We start from the raw sequence: 25,871 nt of genomic DNA on the forward strand, positions 1-25,871 counted from the left end.
GGCCTTAGCCCTTCACGGCCTTTACGATTTTCTCGGCGCCGTCTTTCAGGTTGTCGGCGGCGATCACGTCGAGGCCGGAGGTGTTGATGATCTCCTTGCCTTTCTCGACGTTGGTGCCTTCCAGGCGGACCACCAGCGGCACTTTCAGGCCGACTTCCTTGACTGCGGCAACCACGCCCTCGGCGATGACGTCGCAGCGCATGATGCCGCCGAAGATGTTGACCAGGATGCCTTTGACCTGCGGGTCCGAGGTGATGATCTTGAACGCCTCGGTCACCTTCTCCTTGGTTGCACCGCCGCCCACATCAAGGAAGTTGGCAGGCTCGGCACCATAGAGCTTGATGATGTCCATGGTGGCCATCGCCAGACCGGCGCCGTTCACCATGCAGCCGATCTCGCCATCCAGCGCGATGTAGTTCAGGTCGTACTTCGAGGCTTCCAGCTCTTTCGGATCTTCCTCGGTGGTGTCGCGCAGCTCGGCCACGTCGGCGTGGCGGTAGACCGCGTTGCCGTCAAAGCCGACCTTGGCGTCCAGTACCTTGAGGCTGCCATCGTCCGCCACGATCAGCGGGTTGATCTCCAGCATCTCCATGTCTTTGTCGACGAAAGCTTTGTAGAGCTGGCCCATCAGTTTGACGCATTGCTTGACTTGCGCGCCTTCCAGGCCGAGCGAGAAGGCGATGCGGCGGCCGTGGTAGGCCTGATAGCCGGTGGCCGGGTCGACGGAGAAGGACAGGATCTTTTCCGGGGTGGCGGCGGCCACTTCCTCGATGTCCATGCCGCCCTCGGTGGAGCAGACAAAGGAGATGCGCGAGGTCTGGCGGTCAACCAGCAGCGCCAGGTACAGCTCGGTCTGGATACCGGAGCCGGCCTCAATATAGATACGGTTCACCTGCTTGCCCGCCGGGCCGGTCTGATGGGTCACCAGGGTGCGGCCCAGCATCTTCTTGGCTTCCTCGGCGGCTTCCTCAACCGATTTGGTCAGGCGCACGCCGCCCTTTTCACCGGCGTCGGCCTCCTTGAAGGAGCCCTTGCCGCGGCCGCCTGCGTGGATCTGCGCCTTCACCACCCAGAGCGGGCCGTCAAGTTCACCTGCGGCGGTTTTGGCGTCTTCGGCTTTCAGCACCACTTTGCCGTCTGACACCGGAGCACCGTAGCTGCGAAGGAGGGCTTTGGCCTGATATTCGTGGATGTTCATCTGAAACTGTCCCGTCTGGCTGCAATTGTCTGGCTTCAATAGGCCGTCTTAAAGCCAAGTGTTAAAGGCTTTTTTGACAGGGTGCGGGGAAATGATGAAGATTTTCGAGTTTTGTGATCACGGTTTTTGGGGGTGTGATCACAAATTATCGGAAGCTTAACGGCGGTGATTCGAAGCCGGCCCCCATGCGCTGCCACCGCCGCATCGTAGGCCAAAAGCGTCAGTCGCCGGTCCGGTTGTGCCGAAGCAAAAGAAAAGGGCCCGCCAAAGCGGACCCTCTGATCTGTGTAAGGCTAAAAGGCTCAGGCCAGCGAACCGTCGATGCCTTTGCAAGCCTCGACCAGGCCCTTTACGGCATTGACCGAGTTGTCGAACATGACTTGCTCTTCCTCGTTCAGCTGGATGTTCACGACCTTCTCGATGCCGCCGGCGCCGATCACGGTGGGTACGCCCACATACATGCCTTTTACGCCCAGCTCGCCGTCGCAATAGGCCGCGCAGGGGAGCACGCGTTTCTGGTCTTTCAGGAAAGCTTCGGCCATTTCGATGGCGCTGGTGGCCGGCGCATAGAAAGCAGAGCCGGTTTTCAAGAGGCCCACGATTTCTGCGCCGCCGTCACGGGTGCGCTGCAGGATTGCGTCCAGGCGCTCCTGGGTGGTCCAGCCCATCTTGACCAGATCGGGCAGCGGAATGCCTGCGACGGTGGAATAGCGCACGGAGGGCACCATGGTGTCGCCATGGCCGCCCAGCACAAATGCAGTGACGTCTTTCATGGAGACGTTGAATTCTTCCGCCAGGAAGTGGCGGAAGCGGGCGGAGTCCAGAACGCCGGCCATGCCGCAGACCTTGTTCGCGGGCAGGCCCGAGAATTGCTGCAGCGCCCAGACCATCGCGTCCAGCGGGTTGGTGATGCAGATCACAAATGCGTCCGGCGCGTGGTCGCGGATGCCTTCGCCAACGGATTTCATCACCTTCAGGTTGATGCCCAGAAGGTCGTCGCGGCTCATGCCCGGCTTGCGCGGCACGCCGGCAGTCACGATGCAGACGTCGGCGCCTGCGATGTCCTCGTAAGACTGGGTGCCTTTGAGGCTGGCGTCAAAGCCTTCGGAAGGACCGGATTGTGCGATGTCCAGCGCCTTGCCTTCGGGGGTGCCTTCAGCGATGTCAAAGAGCACGACGTCGCCGAGTTCCTTGAGGGCTGCGAGATGTGCAAGGGTGCCGCCGATCTGACCTGCGCCGATGAGGGCGATTTTGGGTCGTGCCATTGGGAATGTCTCCGGTCCGGTTGAAATTTCCTGATGCCTACGGCGTAACGGCCCGCCGTGCAAGGGTTCCGCACTGCGGCAAAGGGTTCGGTATACTTATGTATGCTGCGCTGATATCGCTAAAGGGCGTGTAATTCAGGGCTTTCGGAGGCGGGCAATGGCGGCATTTGACGCTATGTTTTTCGTTTTTGCCATCCCCGCGGTCGTTTTTGCGGGCGTGTCCAAGGGCGGTTTCGGTTCCGGCGCGGCCTTTGCATCCGCGGCGATTCTGGCGCTGGTGATTGAGCCGGGCGCGGCCTTGGCGCTGATGCTGCCGTTGTTGATGCTGATCGATCTGGCAGCGCTGAAGCCCTATTGGGGGCGCTGGAACCTGCGCGCCTCGCTGCTGCTGATTGCCGGGGGTTTGCCCGGAGTGGCGCTGGGGGCCTGGCTGTATGCGGCAGTGAATGACGAAGCGATGCGGGTGCTGATCGGTGCCGTTTCAGTCGGATTTGTACTGTGGCAGCTGCGCGGCCGTTTTGGAGTAAACGTGTTTGCCGGAGCGCCGCTTTCTTCCGGGGCAGGGGCGCTGGCCGGGCTGGCTGTGGGCTTCACCAGTTTTGTCAGCCATGCGGGCGGGCCTCCGGCTGCGGTTTACCTCCTCAGCCTGAAGTTGCGGAAGACCGAGTATCAGGCCAGCACCGTGCTGATCTTCTGGGTTATCAATCTTGCTAAGGCGGTGCCCTATGCCGGGCTGGGGCTGTTTACACGTGAAACGCTGCTGCTGGATCTGATCCTGGCGCCCTTTGCGCTGCTGGGGGCGTGGCTGGGGGTGAGGCTGCATCACAGTATCCCGGAGCGCGGGTTCTTTGCGCTGACCTATGTGCTGCTGACCGTCACCGGAGCCAAGCTGATTTGGGACGGGCTGACCTGATACCTGTGTCAGGAGCAGCCCGCCGCGTCTTTTGCGGCCATTGTAACCGCAGCCTGGAAACCTGCCTCAATACCTGCTCAGGCGTCGCTGTCGGTGTCCGGCAGTGCTTCTGCGAGCACTTCGTAAGACTGGCCTGATGCCACCAGGCAGGTCATGCCGTTGGGGGTCGTGACTGTGATGGTCCAGCTGCCGGTCTTGCCGGAGGCAAAGGTTTCCATCACCATGCCCTTCTGGCCCACGCCGATGCTTTGACGGCTTTCGCCGTATTTTTCGGCCAGCCGTTTGATCACCGTATCGCGCGGGGCGCAGTTGCGGCTTTGCGCGGTGGCAGGTACCGCTGCCAGGGTCAGTGCGGCAAAGGCTGCCGGCAGTGCGAAGATTGATATTTTCATCTCGTTTTACCCTTTCCGGAACGGCCGGACAGAGCCGGGTGCCTGACGGCAGCCCCCGGTATCCCTGTGCGGGCCGGTGTGTAACGCAATTCGAAATGCAGGCCTCATGCCTGCGGGCATCAGGTGCGGCCTGGGGCGGCGGCAGGGGTCCTGTGCCTTGGTATCTATCAGTTTGGCAATCAGGTGCTGATAAGTGGTTAACCCTGCGGGCGCTTAAAAATCACCAAATATATCAGCATCTTGCTGCATGCGCGGGGAAGGTTACGCTGCGCTGCGGCGGAATTGTACTTGAAAGTATACAATCGAATCTGTACCGCTTTACGCAACAAAATAACTTTTGGAGAGCCTTGATGGACCCGCGCACGCGCCCGTACCGTTCGGTTTTGTACATTCCCGGCTCCAAGCCGCGTGCACTGGAGAAGGCCAGAACCCTGCCGGTGGATGCGGTGATCTTTGATCTGGAAGACGCGGTGTCGGTGGATGAAAAACCCAATGCCCGCGCGACCTTGACCCAGGCGCTGGAGACGGGCGGCTTTGGCGCCCGGATGAAGATCGTGCGGATCAACGGGCTGGATACGCCGTGGGGGCGTGAGGATGCGAAAGCGGCGGCACAGATGGATTGCGACGCGATTCTGCTGCCCAAGGTAAATACGCCTGCGGATCTGGATGCGCTGGCGGAGATCACCGGGGACATTCCGCTGTGGGCGATGATGGAAACCCCGCGCGGCATGCTGAATGCCGCCGCCATCGCGGCGCACCCCAAGCTGCAGGGCATGGTGATGGGCACCAATGATCTGGCCAAGGAATTGCAGACCCGTTTCCGCCCCGACCGGATGCCGATGATGGCGGGGCTGGGGCTGTGCCTGCTGGCCGCCAAGGCCGAGGGGCTGGTGATCGTCGATGGTGTTTATAACGCTTTTAAGGATGTTGAGGGACTGTCGGCGGAATGTGCCCAGGGCCGCGACATGGGATTTGACGGCAAGACCCTGATCCATCCGGCGCAGGTGGAGGTTGCCAATGCTGCCTTTGCCCCGACCGAGCGCGAGGCCGAGACCGCCCGCCGCCAGATCGCCGCATTTGATGAGGCGCAAGCCGCAGGCCAGGGTGTTGCCGTGGTCGATGGCAGGATAGTCGAGAACCTGCATGTGGTTACGGCGCGTGAAATCCTGGCAAAAGCGGATGCAATCGCCGCGCTTTCGGCCTAGCTGTTGTCCCGGCTGACAGCATTTGGAGACTGATATGGCGTTACTGATCCTTGGCATCCTGTTGTGGTGGGGCGGCCACCTGTTCAAACGGCTGGCACCGGAGGCGCGCGCGTCCATGGGCAACGGCGGCCGCGGTGTGGTTGCGCTGGTGCTGGTTGCCGGCGTGGTGCTGATGGTGCTGGGCTACCGCAGCATGGAGTTCATCCCCGTCTGGGCGCCGCCGTCCTTCATGGTGCATATCAACAACCTGCTGGTCTTGATCGCCATCTGGATGATGAGTCCGGCGCCAAAGAAAGGCGCGCTGCTGAACGGCATGCGCCACCCGATGCTGGCGGGCTTCAAGCTTTGGGCTGCAGCGCATCTGCTGGTCAATGGCGACCTGGCGTCGATCATCCTGTTCGGCGGTCTGCTGGCCTGGGCAGTGGCTGAGGTGATCGTGATCAACCGTTCCGAACCGGACTGGCAGCCGGGCCCCAAGGGCTCCATCGCCAAGGACGGGATGTTCTTTGCCGCTTCGATTGTTCTGATGGGGGTGATCGGCTACGTCCACGCAATGGTCGGGCCTTCGCCCTTTCCGGGATAGGGGCTTTGCTGGGTAGGATGCTATGAAACTTTACCGTTTTTTGTCCGAGGACGACACTTCTGCCTTTTGCCACAAGGTCACGCAAGCGCTGAACAAGGGCTGGGAGCTGCACGGCAGCCCGACCCAGGCTTTTGATCCCGTGAAGGGGATCATGCGCTGCGGCCAGGCGGTGGTGAAAGAGGCGGACGGGACCTACACCCCTGAGACCAAACTGGGAGAACACTGATGGCCAAGACCAGTCCGGCCAAAACCAATCCGGGACGCTTTTTCGAAGACTATACCGTTGGCGAGGTGATCCGCCATGCGGTGCCGCGCACGGTGTCGGGCGGCGAGCGGGCGCTGTATCACGCGCTTTATCCGGCGCGCCATGCGCTGTATTCTTCGGATGAATTTGCCCGGGCCTCTGGTCTGCCGTCGGCGCCGCTGGATGATCTGGCGGCCTTCCATGTGGTGTTCGGCAAGACGGTGCCGGACATTTCGCTGAATGCGCTGGCGAACCTTGGTTATGCCGAGGGGCGCTGGCTGCTGCCGGTCTATCCTGGCGACACCTTGCGCTCGGAATCCGAAGTGATCGGCCTCAAGCAGAACTCCAATGGCAAATCCGGTGTGGTCTATGTGCGCACCCGCGGGTTGAACCAGCGCGATGACTGCGTGATGGAGTATGTGCGGTGGGTAATGGTTCGCAAGGGCGATCCGGATGCGCCGGCGCCGGAGACGGTGATCCCGGAATTGAACAAGGTGATCCCGGCGGACCAGCTGGTGATCCCGGCCGGGCTGGACTTCAGCAACTACGATTTCACCCTGGCGGGCGAGCCGCACCGCTGGGGCGACTATGCGGTGGGCGAGACCATTGACCATGTGGATGGCGTCACCATCGAGGAAGCCGAACATATGATGGCGACCCGCCTGTGGCAGAACACCGCCAAGGTGCATTTTGACAATACTGCCCGTCCCGATGGCACCCGGCTGATCTATGGCGGTCATGTGATTTCAATGGCGCGCGCGCTGTCGTTCAACGGGCTTGCCAATGCGCAGATGATTGCGGGTCTGAACGGCGGCGCGCATGCCAATCCGTGCCTGTCGGGTCTGACCGTGCGGGCTTGGTCCGAGGTGCTGGACAAGGCGGACACAAGCGCGCCTGGCGTTGGTGCAATCCGGCTGCGGCTGGTGGCGACCAAGGGCGGCGCGCCGTTTGAGCTGAAGGGCGAGGATGGCAAATACCTGCCGGACGTGCTGCTGGATCTCGATTACTGGGCCTTGATGCCGAAGTGACGCAAGGGGGCTTTGCCCCCTCGTGCCTTGGGCGCTCATCCTCAGGATTATGTGTTTGTCATTGCCGTTGATGCGGCCTGTGCCAGATTGAGGGCGGCCGGTTTTCCGGGTGGCCACCCGGGGGACTGGCGGCGGGCGGACAACCCCTGGAAAAACCTGAATCTGGTGGCATTGCGGTCGGAAAATATCCCGCCATCCGCCGGCCCACATGGGCGGCGGTCCCCTTCCAACTTGCTGACCAGGGCATGTGCCAAATTGCCAGGACCGTGACGCCGCGTCCGATGGGGCGTGACGGCAGCGCGGATTGAACGATCCGGCCGCTATCGGCGCAGGCCATGTGTTACCCGGCAGGCGATTTGCATGGCAAATCTGCCGAGAGGGCGCGGGCGGGCAATACGGTTCTCCAGTGAGCCTTGTGGAGAGACCCAAGGCGAACGCGACCGTCCAGCAGGCTTTCTGCTGCGTTGCAGCCCACGTCACCGATGCCGCCATTGAACCCCGTAATGAGATTCCGAAGCCATCCCGTCCTTTTGCTGCGCGGTGTTTGAACCCTAAAGGTGCCGGACAGAGCCACCATTCGCTGCGGACGGGCCAATGGCAGCTATCTGAGCGAAGCGCCATGGGGAGCCAGCGCTATGACATTGATCTATCGCACTACCAATATGGTTCTGCCCAATACTGCCCAAATAGCCGAATGAGCTAGGGAGATGCGCGCAGGCGGCACCAAAGCGTCCAAGTCGCCGGCAAGACTGCTGGCAAGACTACTGGAAAACGGCGCTTTCCCACTCTTCGAGAAATGTCCGCCGCTTCAGTTTGTCCAAATAGGTAAGCAGCGCGGGTTCCAGAGCAATAGCCGACTGGCGAACACTGTCTTGCGCTGAGACAAGAGGCGGCAGCTTGATGTGTTTTTCACCAGCTTTGCTGGATTGCAGGAAAATCAGATGGCGGATGAAGGCGGCTGCAATTTGGGGGTTTGGTGCGTCTTTTGAAACGAAGACGGTCCGCATTATTGTTGTCGGAAAATCGGACGGCAGGATGATCTGCAGACCATCATCCGGATTGGGGCGCGCCGCGGCATAGCTGCCAAGCACATTATAGGCAACTGCTATGGTACCGTTGGCGAGGTCATCAATCATCTCGCCCGAACAGCAATAGAGACGCACGCCCAAACTTCCCATTACCTCCGTCAACCTCCAGTAGGTCTCGGAGGCGCGAGCATCCTGGGTGGCAAACAGATATCCGACGCCGGACTTACGAACATCATAGGTGCCGATCCGGTTGCGGAAGAAATCCGGTCGATCGCGCATGGCCTGGATCAATGCCTGCCTGGTTTTTGGAATTTCATGTCCGGAAAAAGCCGCGCGGTTTATCACAATGGCAGCAGGTTCGGTGGTGAAGGCAAAAAGACTGTGCCGCCATTGCGCCCAATCAGGGACCTCCAGCGCCGGAACGGCACGGGCGTAGCCATCATTGGCAAGTTTGAGCTGGAGATCCATCGCGCTGGAGATCGCCAGATCGAACGCCTGCGGCGCCTGCCGGATCAACCTGTCTACTTCAATGGTTCCGGTGACCAGATATTCCACCGAGAAATTCGGGTTCACCGCTAGAAAACTGGTAATGATCGGGGCGATGAACGAGGTGTCGGTGCTTGAGAGCACCCGCAGGGTCCGGGTCGCGGATTGCCCTTCAAAGACTTGCCGGTCTTCCCAGTCTTGCGCGGCCGCCAGCAACGGCCAAAGACAGATGATCACAGCGAAAAGATAACGCATGCGCCGCCTTCCGGTTCATTTGAAAGTTCCAATGTCCCGCCATGCGCAACCGCAACATCCCGTGCGATCGTCAAGCCAAGCCCGGAACCGATGATGTTTTTGGCGTTTGCACCCCGGGTAAAACGTGACGCCAGGGTGCCGATCTCGTCCGCAGGGAAACCTTGCCCCTGGTCGCGGACTTCAACCTGCGCCCGGGGCCTCGACCTGATGCGGATATGGATGGCAGTTTCGCTTGGCGCATATTTGAGCGCATTGTCGATGATGTTGCGGAGGGCGTTCTGAAGCAGGATCGGGTCGCCTGAAATCGGCACCGTAGCTTCGGTATCCAACCGCAGCTCTACATCCTTCATCTCAGCCACCGGTGACAGGCGCTGCACAAGTTCTTTCGTCAGATCAACCAGATCAAGGTTCTGGCGTTCCAGATGATCGGCGCGAAAAGTAATCATCGCATGATCCAGAAGCTGCCCGGCAGCGCGCGAACTTTCGTCGATTGCGCGCACCATGGCCCTTAATGCCTGGCGGTTTTCCTCCTTGCTGACGCGCTGCAAAGTTGCCTCGGCATGGGACCGGACCGTGGCCAGTGGCGTGCGCACCCGATGGGCGGCTTCGGCGATGAAATCTTCGGATTGCTGCAGGGAGTAATCGAGGCGTGTCATAAACCTGTTCAGAGATGACACCAGCGGGGCCATTTCCGACGGCACCGGTTGCGAGACCGGCCGCAGGTCCTGCGGCCCGCGGCGGGTCACTGACAGGGCAAGCCGCCTGAGCTGTCCAATGGTTGTGGAGGTTGCCCAGAACGACAGCAGTGTGGCCAGCAGAAAGAACCCCAAGCCAAAAATGGCGACGTTGCGGGAAATCAGGTTCAGCGTTCCGGCCAGAGCATCCTGGGTCTGCGCAATTGAGACCGTAATCCGGGTTTTGGCATCTGCCCCGATCAAGACACGCGATGCCGTAGCCAGGCGCATTTCGGCCCCGCGGAAAGCAACTGTCTGAAAGCCGGCCTTCTTTCCGGGCGGCATTTGCAAGCGCGGCAGGTCTTCATATCCCGATAACACGGTGTCATCCTGATAGATCGCATAAAAAATCCGGTCATCGGATGCCGTCGCCAGCATGGCGAAAGACGCATAGGGAAAGTCGATTTCAACGGCACCGTCACGCAGGATGGCCGCGTCCAGTATTGATGTCACCGAGGCGTTTATGATGTTGTCCTGGCCTCGCTGTGCAATTTGCGCCGCATAGCTCCGCGCCACAAAGTATAAGAGAATGGCTAGCAGAGCTGCGCCGCCGATCAGGGTGATCGCCAAGCGGTTCCGCAGCGATCCTGAAACACGAAACGCATCACTCATGGTCCAACCGGTATCCAAGACCGCGATGGGTGGTGATCTTGAGGCTGGAGTTTTCAAGATGCTTGCGAAGCCTGCCTATATACACTTCAATCGCGTTTTCCGACACATCCTCATCGTAGGAAAAGAGGCTGTCGGCCAGCTTCTGTTTCGGGAAAATCCGGCCAGGAGCATTGATCAGAAGCTCAAGCAGCCGCAGTTCACGATTTCGCAGGTTGACGGTCTCGCCGCCAACCGCGAGGCGGCCTGCCACCGGATCAAAGGTCACGCCGCCGATGCGCAATACGGTTTGCGCAGTACCGGTCTTGCGGCGCAGGACGGCGCGGCAACGCGCCTGAAGCTCGGCGTGATCAAACGGTTTGGTGAGATAATCATCCGCTCCGAGATCCAACAGGCTGATTCTGTCGGAAACCTGGGAACGCGCGGTCAGAACGATAACAGGCGTGTCCTTCTCCCGGGCCCGGTGCTGCTTGAGAAACGTCCGGCCATCCCCATCCGGCAGCATGATATCCAGCAGAATCAGATCATAATCGCCAACTTCGGAATAAGTGATGGCATCCCGGATTTTACACGCATTATCAACCACATGACCATCAAATTTCAACCGTGAACAAATCGCATTTGCCAGGTCGGCATTATCTTCGATCAAGAGAAACTTCATCAGGATTTACCCCGCTTTTTGCGGCGTGACAGGTCTGTGTCAGGTTGGCGTGTTTGAATGTCTCAACTGAGCCGTCTTGCGGACAGTTGTCAAATGGGAGGAAAAAATGACGACATTCAAAATCGGCCGTCGCGTCCTTATGGCGGCCGCTGTTGCGGCGCTTGGTCTTGGAGCGCCCGCATTTGCCGCCGAAGAACCAGTCCTCGACAGTATTCACTTTCTGATTCCAGGCGGTGCCGGCGGCGGGTGGGACGGCACAGCCCGTGGCACTGGCGAGGCCCTGACCAAGGCTGGGCTTGTCGGCAACGCATCCTACGAAAACATGTCCGGGGGAGGCGGTGGCAAGGCCATCGGCTATCTCATCGAAAACTCTGAAAGCAACCACGGCACCTTAATGGTCAACTCGACACCGATCGTGATCCGGTCACTGACAGGTGTGTTTCCGCATAACTTCCGCGATCTGACCTTGGTTGCCGGTACAATCGGTGATTATGCCGCGCTGGTTGTTGGCAAGGACAGCCCTATCGACTCGATGGAAGACCTTTTGGCCGCCTTCGACGCCGATCCGCGCGCAACTGCGATTGGCGGTGGTTCGGTTCCCGGCGGCATGGACCATCTGGTCGCCGCGATGGTGATGGAAGCAGCGGGCAAGGATCCGCTGGACGTCAAATACATTCCGTACGATGCGGGCGGCAAAGCCATGGCCGCGCTTTTGTCGGGTGAAATTGCAGCCCTGTCGACCGGTTTTTCGGAAGCCGTGGACCTGGCGGCTGCGGGCGAGATCAAAATCATTGGGGTGACATCCGAGGAGCGCGTTGCGGCAGCACCGGATGCGATGACGATGAAAGAACAGGGCATCGGTACGACATTTGTGAATTGGCGCGGTTTCTTCGGCGCGCCGGGGCTGCCGGCGGACAAAGTCGCCATGTACCAGGCTGCACTTTCAAAGATGTATGACACGCCGGAGTGGGAGGATGTCCGAGGCCGCAACGGCTGGGTCAACATCCACAACTCGGGCGATGCGTTCAAAACCTTCCTGGAAGAGCAGGAACAAGTCATCGGCGATTTGATGAAAAAGCTGGGCTTCCTGTGAAGCCCGGACTGGCAGAGCGGGTGATCGCTCTGCTCGTTGCAACGGGAGGGAAAAATGGCACTTGATCGTTGGATTGCACTGATATTGCTAGGTATTTGCCTGACTTATGGCTTTACCGCCTGGTTCACGATGGATACGGGGCTTGCACCGTTCATGCAGCGCAACCCGATCTGGCCAAGCACCTTTCCCAAAGTGCTTTCAATCCTGGGCGTGCTCGCCTCGCTGATTGTTCTTCTGGGGCTCGAAAAGGGCGACGTGACGATTGGTGAAATCGATTACCGGCGGCTGGGCGAATACAAGCTAGGGCAGGCCATCCTGCTGCTGGCGCTGATGGTTGCCTATGCGCTGTGCTTGCGCCCGCTGGGCTTCATCGTTTCAACCGCTGCCTTTCTGATCCTCGGCTCGTTCGTTCTGGGAGAGCGCAAGTGGCATATCATGATCATCGTTGCGCTGATCGCCACATTGGTTGTCTGGTACCTGGTGCAACAGGTCCTTGGCATTTACATGCGCCCGCTGCCGGGCTTTTTCGGAGGCTGATATGCTTGAAGGACTTCTCATCGGTCTGCAAACGGCGTTCTCAATCCAAAATCTTCTGATGGTGATCGGCGGTTGCCTGATCGGTACTTTTATCGGCATGCTTCCCGGTCTTGGGCCAATGTCGATCATCGCCATCATGATTCCGGTGGCGATTTCAATGGGCGATCCATCGGCGGCACTGATTTTGCTGGCCGGTGTCTACTACGGGGCCATTTTTGGCGGCTCAACCTCGTCGATCCTGCTGAACGCTCCAGGCGTCGCAGGAACGGTAGCTTCGAGTTTTGACGGATATCCGATGGCCAAGCAGGGCAAGGCCGGCAAGGCCCTGACCATTGCCGCCATTGCCAGCTTTTGCGGCGGCACCGTGGGGGCGCTGCTGTTGATGGTTTTTGCCCCCGCCCTGTCCTCGGTCGCGCTTCTCTTTCACTCGGCTGAGTATTTTGCACTGATGGTCGTCGGCCTGTCGGCGATTGCGGCCTTCGCTGGCACCGGGCAGGTTGCCAAGGCTCTGCTGATGACTGTGCTTGGCCTGATCATGGCGACAGTTGGGGAGGGCGCATTGTTCAACCTGCCGCGCTTCACGATGGGGATCATGGATCTGCAATCCGGCTTCGGTTTCATCACTCTTGCCATGGCGATGTTCGCCCTGCCCGAAGCGCTCTTTCTGGTGTTGAAGCCAAAGGAGACACATGACGGCAGCGGTGACGAGATCAAGGATTTGCGGATCAACCGTGCCGAGGCCAAGGCCATCGCACCAGTGATTGGCAGGCAGTCGCTACAAGGTTTCTTCATCGGAGTTCTGCCAGGCGCAGGCGCCACGATTGCCAGCTTTCTAGGGTATGCGGTCGAACGTAACATCGCAACCAAGGACGAGCAGGCTGAATTTGGCAAAGGCTCGATCAAAGGTCTTGCCGCCCCGGAAACAGCCAATAACGCCGCCTGCACCGGTTCATTTGTGCCCTTGCTGACCCTGGGTATTCCCGGTTCGGGCACGACCGCGATTCTGCTCGGCGCGCTCATCGCACTGAACGTAACACCCGGCCCGCGTTTGATGATTGACGAACCGCAGGTGTTCTGGGCAGTCATTATGTCGATGTTTATTGGCAATCTGGTGTTGCTCGTACTGAACCTGCCGTTGATCCCCTACATCGCCAAGGTGCTTTTGGTTCCGCGCAACTACCTGATCCCCTTCATTCTCTTTTTCACGCTGATGGGGGCGTATATTGGTCAAAACAACGCGACCGAATTGCTGATCCTGGTGGGGTTCGGCATCTGCGCCACGGCACTGAGGTTTGCCGACTATCCACTTGCCCCCCTGCTTATCGGGTTCATTCTTGGCGGCATGCTCGAAGATAATTTCGCCCGTTCGATGCAGCTCTACGATGGTGTTTCGTTCATTTGGGAACGCCCGATAACAGTCGGCCTTCTCGTGGTCGCGGGACTGCTTGTCGTTCTTCCCGGTTATCGGGCAAGGCGGGCCGCACTGCGTGCCTCAGGCACAGCTGATGGTGATTAGGCGGCGAAATTTGGAACATGGTCTGCGTCCGCCGTTCAGCGCCTTGTACCAGTTCGAGTATGCCGCAGAAAACGTAGCTTGAGCTCTTGCCGGTTTTCTCTGCGCAGAAGACGAGCGGCTGCTCTACTGAAATCGCATGGGCAAAGAGCGTTCCGGTATGTGGCGTCAACACGCTCTTTACCCATGCTTACAGCGCGAACAGGTGTAAATCAAAGCAACGCGGCAGATGTTCTCAGCCGGATGAACATAGGAGGCTGGCAGAAATGTGATGACCCTTGGCGCGATTGCCGCTTAAGCTGGCTGCATGCGGGTTTTGCAGCTTCTGGTTATCTCGACGCTCTCCCTCTGGCCGTTGCGGGCAGCGGCCTGCGATCTGGCATTGGTGCTGGCGGTGGATGTCTCCGGGTCGGTGGATGCCGAGGAATACCGCATTCAGATGGACGGGCTGGCGGCGGGGCTGCGCGACGGGGTGGTGTCAGAGGCGCTGGTCAAGGCGCGTGCGCAGGTGCTGTTGGTGCAATGGTCCGGCGAGTCACGGCAGGAGGTGACGTTGCCTTGGGTTCCGGTGCGCAGTTTTGCCGATGTCGAGGCATTGGCCCGGCAGATCGAACAGGCGCCGCGGCCCTGGCGCAATTACTCCACTGCAGTGGGGGAGGCGCTGTTTCTGGCGCTGGATCAGTTTTCCGCAGTGCCGGATTGCAGGCGCAGGGTGATCGACATTTCCGGCGACGGGTTTTCCAACGAAGGTGTTGAGCCGCGCGAGGCGCATGGGGCGCTGTCTGCCCTTGGGGTGACAGTGAACGCCATCGCCATCGAGCAGAGCGAACCGGATCTGACAGCCTATTTTTTTGAAAATGTGATCCGCGGCGACGGGGCTTTTGTGGTCACCGCCTCCAGCTTTGACGACTACCCTGCGCGGATCCGCAAGAAGCTGGTGCGGGAGGTTGCAAAGCAGACAGCTGCGCTGCCGCCCGAGGCAGACAGGAGGGCGCTGGCTTTGCAGTGATTTGCAGATTGTCTTGTGATTCTGCAAAAATTTTCCAATTTGTAAATTTGTGATCACTAATTATTTGCTGTGATCACAAGACGTGGCCTTTTAGCGCCAACAGAGCAATTTCCCGTGTTTTTTAACACTTCCTTCGGGTGACACGCCGTAAAAATCGGCTAAAACGTCGTCAGCCAACCTGAAAAGGAGCCAACATGGCCGATGTCAATCGGGGCAACCGCCCGCTTTCGCCGCATTTGCAGGTCTACCGGCCGCAGCTGACCTCCCTGACGTCGATCCTGACCCGGATCACCGGCAATGCGCTGATCGTCTCGGCGCTGCTGATTGCCTGGTGGTTCCTGGCCGCCGCAACCTCGCCTGAATACTTCACCATTGCCAATGGCGTGCTGACCAGCTGGTTCGGCGATCTGGTGATGACCTTGTCGGCGCTGGGCCTTTGGTATCACACACTGGCGGGTATCCGGCACCTGATCTGGGACAACGGCTATATGCTGGACCTGGACCAGGCCGAGAAGCTGGGCTGGTTTGTGATCACAGGATCAGTGATCCTGACCGTTCTGACCATTATTATCGTCTAAGCTGAAGGACACACGCGATGCGATTTCTGACTGACCGCAAGCGCGCCGTTGGCATGGGCGCTGCAAAATCCGGAACCAGCCATCATTGGGCGATGCAGGTGAGCTCTGTTGCTCTCTTGATCCTGGTGCCGCTGTTTGTCTTCACCTTCGGCTCCGCGCTGGGCGGATCTTACGAGGAGATCACCGCCTATTATTCGCGCCCGTTCCCGGCGCTTGTGGCGGCGCTGACCATCTGGGTCGGCATGATGCACTTCAAGTCCGGCGCCCAGATCATGATCGAAGACTATGTTCACGGTGTCAAAGGCCGCCTGACGATCATTCTGGTCAACTGCCTGTCTTATGCCGTCGCCGCGACCAGCGCCTATGCGCTGATCCGCCTGGCCCTGTAATCTCCGAGGTTTCCATCAATGGCTGCTTACGAATACGAAACACATGAATATGACGTGGTCGTGGTTGGCGCCGGCGGGGCCGGCCTCCGCGCGACGCTGGGCATGGCGGAACAGGGGCTGCGCACTGCATGCGTGACCAAGGTGTTCCCGACCCGCTCCCACACCGTGGCGGCGCAGGGCGGTATTGCCGCCAGCCTGGGCAACATGGGCCCCGACAGCTGGCAGTGGCATATGTATGACACCGTCAAGGGCTCCGACTGGCTGGGCGATACCGATGCGATGGAATACCTGGCGCGCGAAGCCCCCAAGGCTGTTTACGAGCTGGAACATTATGGCGTGCCGTTCTCGCGTACTGAAGAAGGCAAGATCTATCAGCGCCCGTTCGGCGGCCACACCACTGAATTCGGCGAAGGCCCCGCCGTGCAGCGCACCTGTGCCGCCGCTGACCGGACCGGCCACGCGATCCTGCACACGCTGTACGGCCAGTCGCTCAAGAACAACGCCGAATTCTATATCGAGTATTTCGCCATCGACCTGATCATGTCCGACGACGGGCAGTGCCAGGGCGTGGTGTGCTGGAAGCTTGATGATGGCACCATGCATATCTTCAACGCCAAGATGGTGGTGCTGGCGACCGGTGGTTATGGCCGCGCCTATTTCTCTGCCACTTCGGCGCATACCTGCACCGGCGACGGCGGCGGTATGGTGGCGCGTGCTGGTCTGGCGCTGCAGGACATGGAATTCGTGCAATTCCACCCGACCGGCATCTACGGCTCCGGCTGCCTGATCACCGAGGGCGCGCGGGGCGAGGGCGGCTATCTGACCAACTCCGAAGGCGAACGGTTCATGGAGCGCTATGCGCCCCAGTACAAGGATCTGGCGCCGCGCGACTATGTCAGCCGCTCGATGACCATGGAAATCCGTGAAGGCCGCGGTGTGGGCGCCGAGGGCGACCATATCCACCTGAACCTCTCCCACCTTCCGGCCGAAGCGCTGGCGGAGCGGCTGCCGGGCATTTCTGAAAGCGCCAAGATCTTTGCCGGTGTGGATGTCACCAAGGAGCCGATCCCGGTTCTGCCCACCGTGCATTACAACATGGGCGGCATCCCGACCAACTATTGGGGTGAGGTGCTGAACCCGACGGCTGACGACCCGACCGGTGTGGTGCCAGGCCTGATGGCCGTGGGCGAGGCGGGCTGCGCCTCGGTGCATGGCGCCAACCGGCTTGGCTCCAACTCGCTCATTGACCTAGTGGTCTTTGGCCGCGCGTCCGCCATCCGTGCGGGCAAGGTTGTGGACCCTGAGGCGGCAAATCCGGTGCTGAACACGGCTTCCGTTGATAAGGCATTCGACCGTTTCGATGCTCTGCGCAATGCCAAGGGCGGCATCCCGACCGCGGATCTGCGGCTGGAGATGCAGAAATGCATGCAGGCCGACGCCGCTGTGTTCCGCACTGCGGAAACCATGGCCGAAGGCGTCGAGAAGATGACCGCGATCGCCGCCAAGCTGGACGACCTGCAGGTGACCGACCGCTCGCTGGTCTGGAACTCCGACCTGATGGAAACGCTGGAGCTGACAAACCTGATGCCCAGTGCATTGGCCACCATCGTCGGCGCCGAAGCCCGCAAGGAAAGCCGCGGCGCGCATGCGCATGAGGATTTCTCGACCCGCGACGATGAAAACTGGCGTGTCCACACCGTCTCCCGCGTGGCGGGCAACAAGGTAGAACTCAGCTACCGTCCGGTGATCACCGACCCGCTGTCCACCGAAGAAGAAGGCGGCATCAGCCTTGCCAAAATCGCGCCCAAGGCGCGGACGTTCTAAGGAGACAGACCATGGTACAATTCAGCCTCCCGAAGAACTCCAGGATCACCACTGGTAAAACCTGGCCCAAGCCGGACGGCGCCAGCAATGTGCGCAAGTTCAAGATCTACCGCTGGAACCCGGATGACGGCCAGAACCCGCGTGTCGATACCTATTTCCTGGACATGGACAGCTGCGGCCCGATGGTGCTGGACGCGCTGATCAAGATCAAGAACGAGATCGACCCGACGCTGACTTTCCGGCGCTCCTGCCGCGAGGGGATTTGCGGGTCGTGCGCGATGAACATCGACGGCATCAACACGCTGGCCTGCATTTATGGTATGGATGAGATCAAGGGCGATGTGGCGATCTATCCGCTGCCGCATATGCCGGTGGTCAAGGACCTGATCCCGGACTTGACGCATTTCTATGCCCAGCATGCTTCAATCATGCCTTGGCTGGAAACCAAGACCAACCGCCCCGCCAAAGAGTGGAAGCAGTCGATTGAGGACCGCAAGAAGCTGGATGGGCTTTATGAATGCGTAATGTGCGCCAGCTGCTCAACGTCCTGCCCAAGCTACTGGTGGAACGGCGACCGTTACCTTGGACCCGCAGCCCTGCTGCATGCCTACCGCTGGATCATCGACAGCCGGGATGAGGCGACGCCCGAGCGTCTGGATCAGCTGGAAGACCCGTTCAAGCTCTACCGCTGCCATACCATCATGAACTGTGCCAAGACCTGCCCCAAGGGTCTGAACCCGGCCAAGGCGATTTCACATATCAAGCAGATGATGGTCGAACGCAGCGTTTGATATGCAATAAGACTGATCCGCAAGGATCCGCTGCCCAGCAGCGATGAAAATTGCACCACCCCCGGTTTCCTGCGAAACCGGGGGTATTGTTTTTCCCCAGGCAGACGGCAGGCACAGAAATGAAATCCATCTTTCCGGCCATGGCGGCCTTGAGCATTCTTTCAGGCTGTTTGTCGGCGGCAGACAATGACCGCTTGGGCGCGCAGCTTGCTGCCACTGACGCCCGCATCCCCGGTTGTATCGACGCGGCAGGCATCACCGGCCAGTACCGGGTGCGGACCGAGTTCCTGGGCCATGGGGCCGGGGCAATTGTCTTGCGGACCGTGCAGTCTGGGCAAAATGTGACGGACGGGCAGGCGGCGCAGGCAACCTCCTGCATTAACGCCTGACGCATGCGGGTTGAGGTTCGGTTGAGCAGCCCCTAGGCTGCTGGCATGCAACCACATGTTTTTGCCATCCTTTTAGCCGGGCTTGCCGGTCTCGCCATGCCGTTGGGCGGCTTCCTTGCCTGGTGCGAGCATATCCGCAACCCGATGCTCCGGGACGAGGTGTTGCACACCATCGGGGCCTTTGGCGGCGGGGCGCTGGCCTCGGCGGTGGCGCTGGTGCTGGTGCCGGAAGCGGCCGAGGTGCTGCCGCCCGTTTGGGCGGTTGGCCTGTTTGCCGCTGGCGGAGCGGTGTTTTATGCGGTCGATACGCTGTTGCAACGCCACGGCGGCAGCGGCGCCTTGCTGCTGGCGATGCTGCTGGACTACATGCCGGAAGCGATGGCGCTGGGGGCTATGCTGGTGGCGGATGCGGCCACCGCCAAGCTGCTGGCGCTGATGATCTTCCTGCAGAACCTGCCCGAAGGCTTTGCCGCCTTCCGCGAAGTCTGGAATGGCAGCAGCCCGGCCTGGCATGTGTTGCTGGCCTTTCTTGGGCTGGCCGCGCTCGGGCCTGCCTGTGCGCTGGTTGGGCTTTTATGGCTGGCGGACGCCCGTGCTGCGCTGGGGGCGATCATGATCTTTGCGGCTGGCGGCATTCTCTATCTGCTGTTCCAGGATATTGCGCCCAAGGCCCATTCCAGCCGCAGCAGCGTGCCGGCACTGGGTGCGGTTGCCGGTTTTGCGCTGGGGCTGGCCGGGGAGCTTCTGACCGGCTGAGACTTGCCTGCCGGGTTTGCAATGCGGTGCTTGCATGACGCCTTTGCACAATCATCTGCTGCAGCGGGTTTGGCCTGCGCCTATCCTCCTGCGTAAGGGAGGACCGTGCCAGACTATGGAGGCAACCCGATGGACCCCGTGAATCCGCAAAAGAAGCAGGCTGCACAAGACGCGCTGAACGCGCTGGAGGCGCTGGACGCGCTGGAGCAAGCCTTCGCCTATTACACCCCGGAACCGCTGCCGGCGGTTGAGCAGGCTGACCCCGGCGAATGGGTGATCGAATACTATCAGGCGGCCTGAGTGCCATAGTGGTTGAGCTTGCTGCTGCCGCCGCATAGGTAAGGGCCATGCCCCTATTGCTGCTGCTTCTCCTCGCCGGTGTGTTCGGCTATTTCCTGTGGCGCCGCAGCGCTTCCGGCCTGACCCGCGATTGCCGCTGGCGCCAGCAGCGTGCCAAAAGTCAGTGGCGCTGCAGCTATTGCGGCGCGGTTGCGCCGGGCGGGGAAGCCCCGCGGATCTGCGGCAATCCGCAGCGCAAGCCTTAAGGGAAGCTCTCCCGCGCCCGCAGGCGCACCGGCTGCGCCGGAGCGCCTTCCGTGCGGCCTTGGGCCCGGCACCGCGCCAAGGCGCGGTGCCGGGCCCAACTGCGGCGGGGCTTTGCAATGCCCCTGAAGCAGGCGGGAGCGCACCGGTCTGCCGGTCTGCTGCAGGGATGGCAAAGAAAACACTTGAACGACTCAGGCACATGCCCGATATGGACGCCCAAGACGCCAACGCACGCGCCTCTGGCGAAAGGGGTTACGCCCCTACGGTTACGTAGCGACGGTAACGTCTCTGACAGAACTGAGCGGTCATATATGGCCGGGTCTTTTGGAGATGACCATGAACGCAAACGTAGCCGGGCTGACCGCCCGTAATTGCGAAACTGTATCCCGCACTCTGAGCTTCATCGCCGCAAACCGGTTTGAGCGGCCGACATTGGTGGTGGACGCCGAAGCGGTTGCCGCCAAATACCAGGCGCTGGCCCGCGGGCTGGGCCGGGCCCGCATTCACTATGCGGTCAAGGCCAACCCGGCAGCGGGCATTCTTGAGCGGCTGGTGCAGGAGGGATCCAATTTCGACGCGGCCAGCCGGGCGGAGATCGAAATGTGCCTTGCGGCAGGCGCTGCAGCCAGCCGGATCACCTTTGGCAATACCATTAAACGCCCTGCCGACATTGCCTTTGCCCACAGTATCGGCATCACCCATTTCGCCGCTGATGCGCGTGAGGAACTGGACAAGCTGGCCGCCCATGCGCCGGGCGCCAGGATTTGCCTGCGGCTGATCGTTGAGGCCAGCGAGGCCGATTGGCCGCTCAGCCGCAAATTCGGCTGCACGCCGGACAAGGCGCTGAAGCTGATGGATTATGCTGCCGCCCGCGGCTTGCTGGTCGAAGGCCTGTCTTTCCATGTCGGCTCGCAAACCCGCGAGCCGCAGATGTGGCAGGGCACGTTGGAGCAGGTGGCGCGGGTCTGGCGCCAGGCGCATGAGGCAGGCCATAAGCTGAACCTGCTGAACATCGGCGGCGGTTTTCCGGCCTCTTATGGCTCGGACATGATGCCGGCCGAAGATTACGCCCGCGCAGTGATGGAACTGGTCGGCGCGCATTTCGGCGATGTGCCGGAGATCATGGCTGAACCGGGCCGCGGCCTGGTGGCCGAGGCGGGCGCCATTGCCGCCGAGGTGCTGCTGGTCTCGCGTAAGCATGACGATGATCTGCACCGTTGGGCCTACCTCGATATCGGCATGTTCTCGGGCCTTGCCGAAACCATGGGTGAGGCAATCCGCTACCGGATCACCACGGACCGCGACCACGAGACCACCGGCCCCTGCATTCTGGCCGGACCTTCCTGCGACAGCGCGGATGTGCTGTACGAGCGCAAGCCCTACCAGCTGCCGCTGGGGTTGAGGGGCGGCGACCGCGTGGTGATCCATTCTTGCGGGGCTTATACCTCGACCTATGCGTCGGTCGGCTTCAACGGCTTCCCGCCGCTGGACGTGGTAGTGATCTGATCGTTGTGATCCGATGGTGCAGCCCAGCCGAGGCTGCGGGGCTTGCAAACCTGCGGCGATGCGGTCTTGATGGGGCAAACAGACAGGAAAGTTTGCCCTATGACCGACATTCCCGCAGCCCCCGCCGATGCGGAGGCCCGCCGCGCTGTCCAGCCAGTGGTCTGCTATCCTAACGAGACCCTGCCGGCGCCCGATCTGGCGCTGTATCAGCAGGCCCGGCTGGGTGCAGTGAAGACCGGCGAGGTGCTGGCACAGCCCCGCGAAGCCGCCTGTTTTGAGGTGCCGGCCGGGCATTTCTTCCGGATCAGCTCAGTGCAGGGGCCGCAGGTCGGCGACCTTAACCTGTGGAGCAGGAACGACCTGAGCGAGCGGTTCTATTCTGGCAAGACCCGCGCCTTGCATGGCACCCATATCACCACCGGCGAACGGATGTGGACCAGTTTCCCGCATCTGCGCCCCATGGCCACGATTACCGCAGATACCTTGGGCTGGTACGGGATCGACGATTTCGGCGGTTCGGTGCATGATGTGATCGGCACCCGCTGCGATCCTTACACCGGCAACCTTTTGGCCGGCAGCCAGTACCACCACTGCTGCCATTCCAATCTGACACGCGCATTGGCGGAACACCTCGGCCTTTCCCTGGCGGAGGCGGAACCGCATGTGCATGACGTGCTTAACGTTTTCATGTGCACCGGCTTTACCCGGGATACCGGCCAGTATTTCATGAAGGCCAGCCCGGTGCGGCCCGGTGACTATCTGGAATTCTTTGCCGAAATTGATCTTCTCGGCGCCCTCAGCGCCTGTCCCGGCGGCGATTGCTCGGCTGAGCATTCCAGCGATACCGCCGCCTGCCATCCGCTGCTGATCGAGATCTTTGCACCCGCGGCAGGCGCGCTGAAGGGCTGGCAAAGCCCGCCCCGCAATGGCTATGACCGCAGCCATGGCCGGTAGCGGTCAGAAAAGGAAAGCTGCAGTTTCACCGGAAGCGCCAATATTGGCGTGAATTCTGGAGGGATAGAGATTTTCTGGAATGCAGCGGCGTCACATGCGTTCAGCCTTAAGGGCACCATGAGGCAATGCAGGCAGAGAATGCATTCAAGGTGCCTCTTGGCCGCATTGGTCAAAAGTTCAGGCTGGCAATAAAAAGGGCAGTGGAAAACCGCTGCCCTTACCTTTTAATGAATTAACGCGATATCAGGAAAATGCGGCTTCCAACGCTATTTCCACCATGTCGCCAAAGCTGCGTTCCCGCTGATCGGACGGCAAGGCTTCGCCGGTGCCCAGATGGTCAGACACCGTCAGCACTGCCAGAGCCCGGCAGCCATGCCGGGCCGCAAGCGTGTAAAGCTCTGCGGCTTCCATCTCCACGCCGAGAATGCCATGACGCACCATCTGCTCATTCAGGTCGGGGCGTTCGTCATAAAACACATCTGACGAGTAGATGCCGCCGATATGTGTTGCGGCATCACGTTTCGCCGCAGCTTGCGCCGCCGCCTGCAGCAGGCGCCAATCAGCGCATGGGGCAAAGTTCAGCTCCCGGAAGATACCGCTGGAGGGGCTGTTCAGAGTGCTGGCAGTCATCGCCAGAATCACGTCGCGGACCTTGACCCTGTCCTGCATCCCGCCGCAGGAGCCGATGCGGATCAGCGTCTTGGCACCGAAATCGCGGATCAGCTCATTGGCATAGATCGACAGCGAGGGCATCCCCATGCCGCTGCCTTGAATGGTCACCGGATGCCCGCTCCAGCTGCCGGTGAATCCCAGCATCCCGCGCACCTCGTTGACCAGCTTGGCGTCTTTCAAAAATGTCTCTGCAGCCCATTTCGCCCGATAGGGGTCGCCGGGCATCAAAACAGTTTCCGCAATATCGTCTTTTGCGGCACCAATATGAATGGTCATGGTTTTGCTCCGCCGTCAGGTTCAGATTTCCAGGTCGGAAATATCCATGCCTGCGGTCAGCGCAGCATGCACCCAATGCGGTTTGCGGCCGCGGCCGGTCCAGGTTTCGTCATGGTTGCTGGGGTTGCGGTATTTTGGGGCCGCTTTGTTTTTCTTTACGCCTTGACGCGAGGCACCGGCGATTTCTTCCAAGGAGAAGCCGTATTTCGCAGCCGCTTCTTCAGCCGCTTTCAAAGCTTCCTGGCGTTCGCGCAGTTCTGCTGTGCGCAGCGCTTCTTCCACATCGCTTTGCAGCTGAAGAAGTTCTTTTCTGGTCATTGCCGAAAGATCGAAGGTCATTCTGCACTCCACATTAAATGACATACCGGAAGCCCCGGTATGTCACTCTTTATGGCGCAAATGCCAGACGCGTTTCAGCATCTTTTTGGAAATTCGCGGAAAATTGCCCAAGAACGGTCAATTCACTGCAATTTCCGGTGGCTTTGCCAAGTTCACAATGTCGCTCATAATTGAATTGAGCTCAAAATCTTTGGGGGTGTAAACGCGCGCCACGCCCATGGATTTCAGCCGTTCCGCATCGTCATCGGGGATAATCCCGCCGACAATCACCGGGATATGGCCAAGACCGGCCTCCTGCATCCGGCTCATCATTTCCTCGACCAGCGGCAGGTGGCTGCCCGACAGGATCGACAGGCCAACCACATGGGCGTCGTCTTTTTGCGCGGCTTCGACCAGCTCTGCCGGGGTCATGCGGATGCCGTCATAGGTGATGTCCATACCGCAATCGCGGGCGCGGAAGGCGATTTGCTCGGCGCCGTTGGAATGGCCGTCCAGCCCCGGCTTGCCGACCACGAATTTGATGCGGCGGCCCAGGACGTCGCTGACTGCATTCACCGCATCGCGCAGGTCATCCAGTCCTTCGGTCTTGTTGGAAACGGACGCCGACACGCCGGTCGGGCCGCGGTAGGTGCCGTGGACCTTGCGCATCTCCTCGGCCCATTCGCCGGTGGTGACGCCAGCCTTGGCGGCGGCGATGGACGGCTTCATAATATTGGCGCCGCTTTGCGCCGCAGCCCGCAGGGCGGCTAGTGCAGCTTCGACCGCCGCAGTGTCGCGTTCAGCGCGCCAGGCGTTCAGGCGGTTGATCTGTTCCTGCTCCACCGCCGGGTCCACAACCATGATGCCGCCGTCCTCGGTCTGCAGCGGCGAGGGTTCGCCCTCGGTCCATTTGTTGACGCCGACCACAACGGTCTCGTTCTTCTCAATCCGGTTCAGACGCTCGGCGTTGGAATCGACCAGGCGGCCCTTCATGTACTCAATGGAGGCCACGGCGCCGCCCATCGATTCCAGGTTGGCCAGCTCGGCCCGGGCGCCGTCCTTCAGCTCTTCGACCTTGGCATCCACCGCCGGGTTGCCATCGAACAGGTCGCCGTATTCCAGCAGGTCGGTCTCATAGGCCAGAATCTGCTGCATCCGCATCGACCACTGCTGGTCCCAGGGGCGGGGCAGGCCAAGCGCCTCGTTCCAGGCGGGCAGCTGCACCGCGCGGGCGCGGGCCTTTTTCGACAGGGTCACCGCCAGCATCTCGATCAGGATACGGTAGACGTTGTTTTCCGGCTGCTGTTCGGTCAGACCCAGCGAGTTGACCTGCACGCCGTAACGGAAGCGGCGGAATTTCGGATCGCCCACGCCGTAGCGGTCGCGGCAAATCTCATCCCACAGATCGACAAAGGCGCGCATCTTGCACATCTCGGTGACAAAGCGGATGCCCGCATTCACAAAGAAGGAAATCCGCCCGACCATCGCCGGGAAGTCCTCCGGCGCGATGCGCGGTTTCAGTTCGTCCAGCACCGCCTGGGCGGTCGCCAGCGCAAAGGCCAGCTCCTGCTCCGGCGTCGCACCGGCCTCCTGCAGGTGATAGGAACACACGTTCATCGGGTTCCACTTGGGCACGTTGGTATAGCAGTATTCGGCCACATCGGCGATCATTTTCAGGCTTGGCTTGGGCGGGCAGACATAGGTGCCGCGGCTCAGGTATTCCTTGATCAGATCGTTCTGCACCGTGCCTTGCAGTTTGGCGACATCCGCGCCCTGTTCCTCGGCCACCGCGATGTAAAGCGACAGCAGCCAGGGCGCCGTCGCATTGATGGTCATTGAGGTATTCATCTGCTCCAGCGGGATCTGATCGAACAGCGCCCGCATGTCGCCCAGATGACCGACCGGCACCCCGACCTTGCCCACTTCGCCGCGCGCCAGCACGTGGTCGCTGTCATACCCGGTCTGTGTCGGCAGGTCGAAGGCCACCGACAGGCCGGTCTGTCCCTTGGCCAGGTTGGCGCGGTACAGCGCGTTGGACGCCGATGCCGTGGAGTGGCCGGCATAGGTGCGGATCAGCCAGGGGCGGTCTTTTTGCATCTGCGGCATGTCGGGCCTCGCG

Annotated in this window: 28 protein-coding genes; 19 read left to right on the plus strand and 9 right to left on the minus strand. The window is 60.6% G+C overall.

From position 1 onward, the window contains the following. Positions 1–4: 4 nt before the first annotated feature. Both sucC and mdh read right to left on the minus strand, forming a co-directional pair. On the minus strand, positions 5–1,198 hold the full coding sequence (sucC, locus tag K3555_RS03670; protein ID WP_259990182.1) for an ADP-forming succinate--CoA ligase subunit beta: 1,194 nt from the start codon (positions 1,196–1,198) through the stop codon (positions 5–7). Positions 1,199–1,500: 302 nt separating this feature from the next. Next, on the minus strand, positions 1,501–2,463 hold the full coding sequence (gene mdh / locus K3555_RS03675; protein ID WP_129369877.1) for a malate dehydrogenase: 963 nt from the start codon (positions 2,461–2,463) through the stop codon (positions 1,501–1,503). Between the two features lie 157 nt (positions 2,464–2,620). Here mdh and K3555_RS03680 point away from each other — a divergent pair, with 157 nt between their 5' ends. Then, a complete protein-coding gene (locus tag K3555_RS03680) occupies positions 2,621–3,376 on the plus strand; it encodes a sulfite exporter TauE/SafE family protein (protein ID WP_260007428.1) in 756 nt (251 codons plus the stop codon). A gap of 77 nt (positions 3,377–3,453) precedes the next feature. Here K3555_RS03680 and K3555_RS03685 read toward each other — a convergent pair whose 3' ends face one another. Beyond that, a complete protein-coding gene (locus K3555_RS03685) occupies positions 3,454–3,768 on the minus strand; it encodes a hypothetical protein (RefSeq protein WP_259994671.1) in 315 nt (104 codons plus the stop codon). Between the two features lie 350 nt (positions 3,769–4,118). On the opposite strand from K3555_RS03685, the gene K3555_RS03690 reads away from it, so the two are divergent. From K3555_RS03690 to K3555_RS03705, 4 genes are read left to right on the plus strand one after another with little or no spacing between them, the layout of a single operon-like run. Beyond that, a complete protein-coding gene (locus tag K3555_RS03690) occupies positions 4,119–4,973 on the plus strand; it encodes a CoA ester lyase (protein WP_260007429.1) in 855 nt (284 codons plus the stop codon). A 34-nt stretch (positions 4,974–5,007) separates the two neighbouring features. Beyond that, complete coding sequence (locus K3555_RS03695) at positions 5,008–5,556, plus strand: NnrU family protein (protein WP_259990192.1); 549 nt, start codon at positions 5,008–5,010, stop codon at positions 5,554–5,556. Between the two features lie 22 nt (positions 5,557–5,578). Continuing rightward, positions 5,579–5,782, plus strand: a complete 204-nt coding sequence (locus K3555_RS03700) for a DUF1737 domain-containing protein (RefSeq protein WP_129369882.1) — start codon at positions 5,579–5,581, stop codon at positions 5,780–5,782. Further along, the gene (locus K3555_RS03705; protein ID WP_259990195.1) at positions 5,782–6,828 is read left to right on the plus strand and encodes a MaoC family dehydratase; all 1,047 of its coding nucleotides are present in this window, start codon (positions 5,782–5,784) and stop codon (positions 6,826–6,828) included. The genes K3555_RS03700 and K3555_RS03705 overlap by 1 nt, the downstream gene beginning before the upstream one ends. Before the next feature lie 761 nt (positions 6,829–7,589). Here the strand turns inward: K3555_RS03705 and K3555_RS03710 are convergent. The 3 genes from K3555_RS03710 to K3555_RS03720 are packed head-to-tail and all read right to left on the minus strand — an operon-like array spanning position 7,590 to position 10,601. After that, positions 7,590–8,597 (minus strand): ABC transporter substrate-binding protein, encoded by a 1,008-nt coding sequence (locus K3555_RS03710; RefSeq protein ID WP_260007430.1) that lies wholly within the window; start codon positions 8,595–8,597, stop codon positions 7,590–7,592. Then, positions 8,576–9,943, minus strand: coding sequence for a sensor histidine kinase (locus K3555_RS03715; protein ID WP_260007431.1), 1,368 nt, complete (start codon positions 9,941–9,943; stop codon positions 8,576–8,578). The genes K3555_RS03710 and K3555_RS03715 overlap by 22 nt, the downstream gene beginning before the upstream one ends. Further along, the gene (locus K3555_RS03720) at positions 9,936–10,601 is read right to left on the minus strand and encodes a response regulator transcription factor (protein ID WP_260007432.1); all 666 of its coding nucleotides are present in this window, start codon (positions 10,599–10,601) and stop codon (positions 9,936–9,938) included. Before K3555_RS03720 ends, K3555_RS03715 begins: the two co-directional genes overlap by 8 nt. Before the next feature lie 106 nt (positions 10,602–10,707). Here K3555_RS03720 and K3555_RS03725 point away from each other — a divergent pair, with 106 nt between their 5' ends. The 14 genes from K3555_RS03725 to K3555_RS03790 all read left to right on the plus strand — a co-directional run bounded on the left by K3555_RS03725 (position 10,708) and on the right by K3555_RS03790 (position 22,486). Beyond that, positions 10,708–11,694, plus strand: a complete 987-nt coding sequence (locus K3555_RS03725) for a tripartite tricarboxylate transporter substrate binding protein (protein WP_259994665.1) — start codon at positions 10,708–10,710, stop codon at positions 11,692–11,694. A gap of 54 nt (positions 11,695–11,748) precedes the next feature. Continuing rightward, positions 11,749–12,231 carry a tripartite tricarboxylate transporter TctB family protein gene (locus K3555_RS03730; protein WP_260007433.1) on the plus strand — a complete coding sequence of 161 codons (483 nt, stop codon included), beginning with the start codon at positions 11,749–11,751 and terminating at the stop codon, positions 12,229–12,231. Position 12,232: 1 nt separating this feature from the next. Further along, complete coding sequence (locus K3555_RS03735) at positions 12,233–13,747, plus strand: tripartite tricarboxylate transporter permease (RefSeq protein WP_259990206.1); 1,515 nt, start codon at positions 12,233–12,235, stop codon at positions 13,745–13,747. 304 nt (positions 13,748–14,051) lie between these two features. Beyond that, complete coding sequence (locus K3555_RS03740; RefSeq protein ID WP_260007434.1) at positions 14,052–14,753, plus strand: DUF1194 domain-containing protein; 702 nt, start codon at positions 14,052–14,054, stop codon at positions 14,751–14,753. 194 nt (positions 14,754–14,947) lie between these two features. Next, positions 14,948–15,331 (plus strand): succinate dehydrogenase, cytochrome b556 subunit, encoded by a 384-nt coding sequence (gene sdhC / locus K3555_RS03745; protein ID WP_259990210.1) that lies wholly within the window; start codon positions 14,948–14,950, stop codon positions 15,329–15,331. A 17-nt stretch (positions 15,332–15,348) separates the two neighbouring features. Beyond that, a complete protein-coding gene (gene sdhD, locus K3555_RS03750) occupies positions 15,349–15,720 on the plus strand; it encodes a succinate dehydrogenase, hydrophobic membrane anchor protein (RefSeq protein WP_259994659.1) in 372 nt (123 codons plus the stop codon). A gap of 18 nt (positions 15,721–15,738) precedes the next feature. After that, a complete protein-coding gene (gene sdhA / locus K3555_RS03755) occupies positions 15,739–17,544 on the plus strand; it encodes a succinate dehydrogenase flavoprotein subunit (RefSeq protein ID WP_260007435.1) in 1,806 nt (601 codons plus the stop codon). Positions 17,545–17,555: 11 nt separating this feature from the next. Then, positions 17,556–18,335 carry a succinate dehydrogenase iron-sulfur subunit gene (locus K3555_RS03760; RefSeq protein WP_260007436.1) on the plus strand — a complete coding sequence of 260 codons (780 nt, stop codon included), beginning with the start codon at positions 17,556–17,558 and terminating at the stop codon, positions 18,333–18,335. A gap of 119 nt (positions 18,336–18,454) precedes the next feature. Then, positions 18,455–18,724: a hypothetical protein gene (locus K3555_RS03765; RefSeq protein WP_260007437.1), complete on the plus strand. Its 270-nt coding sequence runs from the start codon at positions 18,455–18,457 to the stop codon at positions 18,722–18,724. Between the two features lie 45 nt (positions 18,725–18,769). After that, the gene (locus tag K3555_RS03770; protein ID WP_260007438.1) at positions 18,770–19,480 is read left to right on the plus strand and encodes a ZIP family metal transporter; all 711 of its coding nucleotides are present in this window, start codon (positions 18,770–18,772) and stop codon (positions 19,478–19,480) included. Between the two features lie 129 nt (positions 19,481–19,609). Then, positions 19,610–19,780, plus strand: a complete 171-nt coding sequence (locus K3555_RS03775; RefSeq protein WP_260007439.1) for a hypothetical protein — start codon at positions 19,610–19,612, stop codon at positions 19,778–19,780. A 47-nt stretch (positions 19,781–19,827) separates the two neighbouring features. Then, positions 19,828–20,025, plus strand: a complete 198-nt coding sequence (locus K3555_RS03780; RefSeq protein ID WP_259990223.1) for a hypothetical protein — start codon at positions 19,828–19,830, stop codon at positions 20,023–20,025. Between the two features lie 337 nt (positions 20,026–20,362). Further along, positions 20,363–21,532, plus strand: coding sequence for a type III PLP-dependent enzyme (locus tag K3555_RS03785; RefSeq protein WP_409201673.1), 1,170 nt, complete (start codon positions 20,363–20,365; stop codon positions 21,530–21,532). Between the two features lie 99 nt (positions 21,533–21,631). After that, entirely contained in the window at positions 21,632–22,486 is an 855-nt protein-coding gene (locus K3555_RS03790) for a DUF1989 domain-containing protein (RefSeq protein ID WP_260007441.1), read from the plus strand. 243 nt (positions 22,487–22,729) lie between these two features. Here the strand turns inward: K3555_RS03790 and deoD are convergent, their stop codons facing one another. The 3 genes from deoD to K3555_RS03805 form a co-directional block, all read right to left on the minus strand. Further along, positions 22,730–23,434, minus strand: coding sequence for a purine-nucleoside phosphorylase (gene deoD / locus K3555_RS03795; RefSeq protein WP_260007442.1), 705 nt, complete (start codon positions 23,432–23,434; stop codon positions 22,730–22,732). 21 nt (positions 23,435–23,455) lie between these two features. Then, positions 23,456–23,773, minus strand: coding sequence for an H-NS histone family protein (locus K3555_RS03800; RefSeq protein ID WP_260007443.1), 318 nt, complete (start codon positions 23,771–23,773; stop codon positions 23,456–23,458). 117 nt (positions 23,774–23,890) lie between these two features. Then, positions 23,891–25,858: a protein meaA gene (locus tag K3555_RS03805; protein WP_260007444.1), complete on the minus strand. Its 1,968-nt coding sequence runs from the start codon at positions 25,856–25,858 to the stop codon at positions 23,891–23,893. Positions 25,859–25,871: the final 13 nt, after the last annotated feature.

Origin of the sequence: Leisingera sp. M527 (genome assembly GCF_025141525.1) — a bacterium.
In the GTDB taxonomy this organism is placed as follows: domain Bacteria; phylum Pseudomonadota; class Alphaproteobacteria; order Rhodobacterales; family Rhodobacteraceae; genus Leisingera.

Bases quoted from the DNA above. Each gene is read 5' to 3' on its own strand.
- sucC (WP_259990182.1), bottom strand. From the start codon at position 1,198: ATGAACATCCACGAATATCAGGCCAAAGCCCTCCTTCGCAGCTACGGT.
- mdh (WP_129369877.1), bottom strand. From the start codon at position 2,463: ATGGCACGACCCAAAATCGCCCTCATCGGCGCAGGTCAGATCGGCGGC.
- K3555_RS03680 (WP_260007428.1), top strand. From the start codon at position 2,621: ATGGCGGCATTTGACGCTATGTTTTTCGTTTTTGCCATCCCCGCGGTC.
- K3555_RS03685 (WP_259994671.1), bottom strand. From the start codon at position 3,768: ATGAAAATATCAATCTTCGCACTGCCGGCAGCCTTTGCCGCACTGACC.
- K3555_RS03690 (WP_260007429.1), top strand. From the start codon at position 4,119: ATGGACCCGCGCACGCGCCCGTACCGTTCGGTTTTGTACATTCCCGGC.
- K3555_RS03695 (WP_259990192.1), top strand. From the start codon at position 5,008: ATGGCGTTACTGATCCTTGGCATCCTGTTGTGGTGGGGCGGCCACCTG.
- K3555_RS03700 (WP_129369882.1), top strand. From the start codon at position 5,579: ATGAAACTTTACCGTTTTTTGTCCGAGGACGACACTTCTGCCTTTTGC.
- K3555_RS03705 (WP_259990195.1), top strand. From the start codon at position 5,782: ATGGCCAAGACCAGTCCGGCCAAAACCAATCCGGGACGCTTTTTCGAA.
- K3555_RS03710 (WP_260007430.1), bottom strand. From the start codon at position 8,597: ATGCGTTATCTTTTCGCTGTGATCATCTGTCTTTGGCCGTTGCTGGCG.
- K3555_RS03715 (WP_260007431.1), bottom strand. From the start codon at position 9,943: ATGAGTGATGCGTTTCGTGTTTCAGGATCGCTGCGGAACCGCTTGGCG.
- K3555_RS03720 (WP_260007432.1), bottom strand. From the start codon at position 10,601: ATGAAGTTTCTCTTGATCGAAGATAATGCCGACCTGGCAAATGCGATT.
- K3555_RS03725 (WP_259994665.1), top strand. From the start codon at position 10,708: ATGACGACATTCAAAATCGGCCGTCGCGTCCTTATGGCGGCCGCTGTT.
- K3555_RS03730 (WP_260007433.1), top strand. From the start codon at position 11,749: ATGGCACTTGATCGTTGGATTGCACTGATATTGCTAGGTATTTGCCTG.
- K3555_RS03735 (WP_259990206.1), top strand. From the start codon at position 12,233: ATGCTTGAAGGACTTCTCATCGGTCTGCAAACGGCGTTCTCAATCCAA.
- K3555_RS03740 (WP_260007434.1), top strand. From the start codon at position 14,052: ATGCGGGTTTTGCAGCTTCTGGTTATCTCGACGCTCTCCCTCTGGCCG.
- sdhC (WP_259990210.1), top strand. From the start codon at position 14,948: ATGGCCGATGTCAATCGGGGCAACCGCCCGCTTTCGCCGCATTTGCAG.
- sdhD (WP_259994659.1), top strand. From the start codon at position 15,349: ATGCGATTTCTGACTGACCGCAAGCGCGCCGTTGGCATGGGCGCTGCA.
- sdhA (WP_260007435.1), top strand. From the start codon at position 15,739: ATGGCTGCTTACGAATACGAAACACATGAATATGACGTGGTCGTGGTT.
- K3555_RS03760 (WP_260007436.1), top strand. From the start codon at position 17,556: ATGGTACAATTCAGCCTCCCGAAGAACTCCAGGATCACCACTGGTAAA.
- K3555_RS03765 (WP_260007437.1), top strand. From the start codon at position 18,455: ATGAAATCCATCTTTCCGGCCATGGCGGCCTTGAGCATTCTTTCAGGC.
- K3555_RS03770 (WP_260007438.1), top strand. From the start codon at position 18,770: ATGCAACCACATGTTTTTGCCATCCTTTTAGCCGGGCTTGCCGGTCTC.
- K3555_RS03775 (WP_260007439.1), top strand. From the start codon at position 19,610: ATGGACCCCGTGAATCCGCAAAAGAAGCAGGCTGCACAAGACGCGCTG.
- K3555_RS03780 (WP_259990223.1), top strand. From the start codon at position 19,828: ATGCCCCTATTGCTGCTGCTTCTCCTCGCCGGTGTGTTCGGCTATTTC.
- K3555_RS03785 (WP_409201673.1), top strand. From the start codon at position 20,363: ATGAACGCAAACGTAGCCGGGCTGACCGCCCGTAATTGCGAAACTGTA.
- K3555_RS03790 (WP_260007441.1), top strand. From the start codon at position 21,632: ATGACCGACATTCCCGCAGCCCCCGCCGATGCGGAGGCCCGCCGCGCT.
- deoD (WP_260007442.1), bottom strand. From the start codon at position 23,434: ATGACCATTCATATTGGTGCCGCAAAAGACGATATTGCGGAAACTGTT.
- K3555_RS03800 (WP_260007443.1), bottom strand. From the start codon at position 23,773: ATGACCTTCGATCTTTCGGCAATGACCAGAAAAGAACTTCTTCAGCTG.
- K3555_RS03805 (WP_260007444.1), bottom strand. From the start codon at position 25,858: ATGCCGCAGATGCAAAAAGACCGCCCCTGGCTGATCCGCACCTATGCC.